The 2718-nt window shown below is 53.2% G+C and carries 2 rRNA genes; both read left to right on the top strand.

From position 1 onward, the window contains the following. A 23S ribosomal RNA gene (locus C4S63_RS17235) occupies window positions 1-2352 on the top strand; the annotation flags it as partial. A 183-nt stretch (window positions 2353-2535) separates the two neighbouring features. Then, window positions 2536-2651 (top strand): 5S ribosomal RNA (gene rrf / locus C4S63_RS17230). Window positions 2652-2718: the final 67 nt, after the last annotated feature.

The raw sequence follows: 2718 nt of genomic DNA, 5'->3' as shown, positions 1-2718 counted from the left end.
GGGTGACGGCGTACCTTTTGTATAATGGGTCAGCGACTTAATTTCAGTAGCGAGGTTAACCGTTTAGGGGAGCCGTAGGGAAACCGAGTCTTAATAGGGCGTTTAGTTGCTGGGATTAGACCCGAAACCGGGCGATCTATCCATGGGCAGGTTGAAGATGCGGTAACACGCATTGGAGGACCGAACCGACTACCGTTGAAAAGTTAGCGGATGACCTGTGGATCGGAGTGAAAGGCTAATCAAGCTCGGAGATAGCTGGTTCTCCCCGAAAGCTATTTAGGTAGCGCCTCGGACGAATACCACTGGGGGTAGAGCACTGTTTCGGCTAGGGGGTCATCCCGACTTACCAAACCGATGCAAACTCCGAATACCAGTGAGTACTATCCGGGAGACACACGGCGGGTGCTAACGTCCGTCGTGAAGAGGGAAACAACCCAGACCGCCAGCTAAGGTCCCCAAATTCCAGTTAAGTGGGAAACGATGTGGGAAGGCTCAGACAGCTAGGAGGTTGGCTTAGAAGCAGCCACCCTTTAAAGAAAGCGTAATAGCTCACTAGTCGAGTCGGCCTGCGCGGAAGATGTAACGGGGCTCAAACTGGATACCGAAGCTGCGGCAGCAGACTTGTTCTGCTGGGTAGGGGAGCGTTGTGTAAGCCTGTGAAGGTGTGTTGAGAAGCATGCTGGAGGTATCACAAGTGCGAATGCTGACGTGAGTAACGATAATGGGGGTGAAAAACCCCCACGCCGAAAGACCAAGGTTTCCTGCGCAACGCTAATCGGCGCAGGGTGAGTCGGCCCCTAAGGCGAGGCAGAAATGCGTAGCTGATGGGAAACGGGTTAATATTCCCGTACTTCTTATAACTGCGATGGAGAGACGGAGAAGGCTATGCCTACCGGGCGTTGGTTGTCCCGGGGAAAGGCTGTAGGCTGAGGTGTTAGGCAAATCCGGCACCTTAAGGCTGAGAGTCGAGACCACTGGTCCTTTGTGACCGGGAAGTGGTTGATGCCATGCTTCCAGGAAAATCTTCTAAGCTTCAGGTTATAAGGAACCGTACCCCAAACCGACACAGGTGGTTGGGATGAGTATTCTAAGGCGCTTGAGAGAACTCGGGTGAAGGAACTAGGCAAAATTGTACCGTAACTTCGGGAGAAGGTACGCCGCTGACGGTGACGAGACTTGCTCTCTGAGCTATTGGCGGTCGCAGTGAAAAGGCCCCTGCAACTGTTTATTAAAAACACAGCACTCTGCAAACGCGTAAGCGGACGTATAGGGTGTGACGCCTGCCCGGTGCCGGAAGGTTAATTGATGGGGTTAGCTTCGGCGAAGCTCTTGATCGAAGCCCCGGTAAACGGCGGCCGTAACTATAACGGTCCTAAGGTAGCGAAATTCCTTGTCGGGTAAGTTCCGACCTGCACGAATGGCGTAATGATGGGGGCGCTGTCTCCACCCGAGACTCAGTGAAATCGAAATCGCAGTGAAGATGCTGTGTACCCGCGGCTAGACGGAAAGACCCCGTGAACCTTTACTATAGCTTCACAGTGGACTTTGAACCTGCTTGTGTAGGATAGCTGGGAGACTTTGAAGCGGTGACGCTAGTCATCGTGGAGTCGTCCTTGAAATACCAGCCTGGCATGTTTGAGGTTCTAACCTAGGTCCATTATCTGGATCGGGGACATTGTGTGGTGGGTAGTTTGACTGGGGCGGTCTCCTCCCAAAGAGTAACGGAGGAGCACAAAGGTACCCTCAGCACGGTCGGACATCGTGCAACGAGCGTAAAGGTAGAAGGGTGCTTGACTGCGAGACCTACAAGTCGAGCAGGTGCGAAAGCAGGTCTTAGTGATCCGGTGGTTCTGTATGGAAGGGCCATCGCTCAACGGATAAAAGGTACTCCGGGGATAACAGGCTGATACCGCCCAAGAGTTCATATCGACGGCGGTGTTTGGCACCTCGATGTCGGCTCATCTCATCCTGGGGCTGAAGCCGGTCCCAAGGGTATGGCTGTTCGCCATTTAAAGAGGTACGCGAGCTGGGTTTAGAACGTCGTGAGACAGTTCGGTCCCTATCTGCCGTGGGCGTTGGAGATTTGAGAGGAGCTGCTCCTAGTACGAGAGGACCGGAGTGGACGAACCTCTGGTGTTCCGGTTGTCACGCCAGTGGCATTGCCGGGTAGCTACGTTCGGACGGGATAACCGCTGAAAGCATCTAAGCGGGAAGCCTCCCTCAAGATGAGATCTCCCTGGGAACTTGATTCCCCTGAAGGGCCGTTGAAGACCACAACGTTGATAGGCTGGGTGTGGAAGCGTTGTAAGGCGTGAAGCTAACCAGTACTAATTGCCCGTGAGGCTTGACTATATAACACCAAAGCAGTCTCGGCTCCGAGAGCCAGGACCGCAAAGAGACGGTGTCAGAGATTGGACGCTTGCAGCATTGACTAGCAAACTTCTCATTCCCATTTGGCTTTGCCGGTGAGCAGTGTAGTACACCGGTAAGGCAACCTAATTTAGCGATGCCCGCGTGGATAGCTAAACCAGTTTGCCTGACGACCATAGAGTGTTGGAACCACCTGATCCCATGCCGAACTCAGAAGTGAAACGACATATCGCCGATGGTAGTGTGGGGTCTCCCCATGTGAGAGTAGGTCATCGTCAGGCTCTTAAATAAAACAGAAAACCCCCGTCACGAAAGTGTCGGGGGTTTTTTGTTTTATTCAGGATCACG

The organism is Alcanivorax sp. DSM 26293 (genome assembly GCF_900107995.1).
In the GTDB taxonomy this organism is placed as follows: domain Bacteria; phylum Pseudomonadota; class Gammaproteobacteria; order Pseudomonadales; family Alcanivoracaceae; genus Alcanivorax.
Note: the sequence above shows the minus strand (reverse complement) of the source record. Positions and strands in the feature narration are given on the sequence as shown.